At 59.7% G+C, this 2,585-nt stretch carries 2 protein-coding genes; both read right to left on the reverse strand.

Translation table 11 applies throughout. From position 1 onward, the window contains the following. The coding region (locus AC1DT3_RS17590; RefSeq protein ID WP_477466527.1) for a PAS domain-containing sensor histidine kinase at positions 1-1,321 on the reverse strand (1,321 nt) is incomplete at its 3' end. Positions 1,322-2,040: 719 nt separating this feature from the next. After that, positions 2,041-2,585, reverse strand: a 545-nt coding sequence (locus tag AC1DT3_RS17595) for a calcium-binding protein (protein WP_477466528.1), incomplete at its 5' end; no start/stop codon positions are given.

Below are 2,585 nucleotides of genomic sequence, written 5' to 3' on the forward strand. Positions count from 1 at the left end.
CGCTCAGGCAGACATACACACCCGGCTCCAGATCGCGCGCGCTGCCCTCCTGGATAATCTCCTCCCTCGCCGAAATGACGATCCTGCCGCCGTCGGACATGGAGTCTCGCGCATTCACGGCGAGGTTCAGCAGTGCCATCTCCAACTGGTTGTAGTCGGACAAAACAGACTGGGTGGGATGCGGGAAGCGTGTCTCGATTTGGACGAGGGGCCCAAGCGACCGTTGAAGCAGGGCCTCCATGCTGCGGACGAGGTKCTGAACGTCGATCGGCTCGTGCTTCAGCTCTTGCCGGCGTGCGAAGGCCAGCATGCGCTGTGTCAGGACGGCCCCGCGCTGTGCGCCCTGAGCGGCGTTGTCGAGCAGCGCCAACAGCTTCGGATCTGCCGGCAACCGCTTTCGCATCAGCTCCAGGCTGCTCAGGATCGCCATCAGCAGGTTGTTGAAGTCGTGCGCGATACCGCCGGTGAGCTGGCCGATGGCATCCATCTTCTGGGATTGCATCAAGGTCTCGCGAGCGCGTTCCAGAGCTTGTTGTGTTTCGCGGCGCTCGGTAATGTCCCGCGTGATCTTGGCAAAGCCTAGAAGCTCACCGTCGTCGTCGCGAATGGCATCGACAATGACGTGTGCCCAAAATCGACTTCCGTCTTTTCTGAGACGCCAACCCTCGTTCTCGAAGCGCCCCTCGTTCACGGCCGTATCGAGAGACCGCTTCGGCTCGCCGGCCTTTCGGTCCTCGGGGGTGTAGAACCGCGAAAAATGCTCGCCGATGATCTCCTCCGATTGGTAACCCTTGATCTTTTGCGCTCCGAGATTCCAATTGGTGACGATGCCCTGCGGGCTGAGAAGGTAGATCGCGTAGTCGCTGACGCCTTGAACCAGCAGCTTGAATTGCTCTTGAGTTTGACGAAGAGCCTCTTCATTGGCGCGGCGCTCGGTCAGGTCGCGTGTCACTTTGGCAAAGCCGACAAGTTCACCGGATGGAGACCAGATCGGATCGATGACGACAAAGGCCCAGAACCGCGTGCCGTCCTTGCGGACCCGCCAGCCCTCGCTCTCGAACTTGCCTTCGCGGGTGGCGGTCTCCAGCGCTCTGCGGGGAAGTTCCGTCTCGCGATCCTCTTGCGTGTAGAAGCGCGAAAAATGCTCGCCTATGATCTCGCTCGCCGAATACCCTTTGAAGCGCTGCGCACCAGGGTTCCAACTTGTGACGGTGCCTGTCGGATCCAACATGTAGATGGCATAGTCGGTCACCGCATCGATCAGGAGGCGATACCGTCCGTCCTGCGTCTGCGAAGCCTCGAGCCGATCGGAATCTCTCATCGTTATGCCGCCCCCCCTGGCATCGTGAGTTTAGGGCCAAGCCCCCACGCAGCAATCTGAAATTTAGTCCAATACGGGTATTTAAGGACGAGTAAAGTCTATCTTACTTTCGCCGCGCTGAACGGGAACTGGACATCGTGTTGCGCACTGCCAAGCTGCGTCCCGCTGCGTTTGATGCCAGCTCTATCGCTTCCGCCGTCTTGAATGCGGAGGCCCCCTTCCTCTTTGGTGTTAGCGAACGGAAACGCAGCGTCCGAGTTGAACCTATGTGGCCGCTGTCATTGGGAGAAAACCCATGTTTCGGTGGGTAAAAATTCTCTGCGCGACGATTGCTTTCACCGCTCTCACCGCGGGAGCCGCAGGCATGGCATATATGAGCCACGGGAAAAGTGGCGGTTGGAGCAGCAGCGGAGGCGGAGATGGATCTGCCGGCGCACCTGGTCCCGTCGCAGGTGCCGGGCTGCCGTTCATTCTCATTGTGGGAATCTATGCAATCGTCAGACGGCTGCGAATGACCCCGCCGACAAACTCATGAAATGCTGAGACTCGAAGCGGAGGCATGTTCGAAGGAGCAAATCACCTCCGAGCAGCGCGCTCATTCCCGTGCTTCAAGACCCCGAGACCACACTCAATTACGCGGGCCCACTCAGCCGGCGGGCCCGATTTCGCCTCCAAGCCGTTTGCTCGGCGACACTTGCGCCGCGCCGCGTGCCTTTGGTTTACATCGAGTCGGCAAAGCCGAAAGCGAGCGGCGTCCCGATTTGGAAGGCTGTTGGATCTCCCACAGCGGCGCCGACGAGTTCGTCCCCGACCATCGATCCCGTGTCCTGAGCATCGGCGAAAAACTCTAGGCGGGGATCGGGAGGGTCGCGCATTCGGCTATGGTCTCCGTCCCCATCGGTCGGATGCATCCTTGGATGTGTCCCCATCGCGAAAACGTCGTCCACCAGAATCGATCGATCGACGAACTGAAGACGCTCGATATTTTCCAGGGTATCGGACCCATCAGTACCAACCAAATCAACGACAGCTATCGTACCGTCGGCATTTTGCCTGATGGAGTAGTTTTTCAGCGCCCCTGAGAATGCAGCCGTGTCGATATCCGCGAGCGGCGGACCAAACGGATTGCCGTTGTCGCCGGTCAAGTGATCATCGCCGGCACCTCCCTTCATCCAGTCGTCACCCTCGTTGCCGAGAAGCTCGTCGTCGCCGTCGCCGCCGACAATTCGGTCGTCCCCTAGCCCCCCGAAGACCTCATCGTCAC

It is taken from the genome of Microvirga sp. P4_G7 (assembly GCF_056401005.1).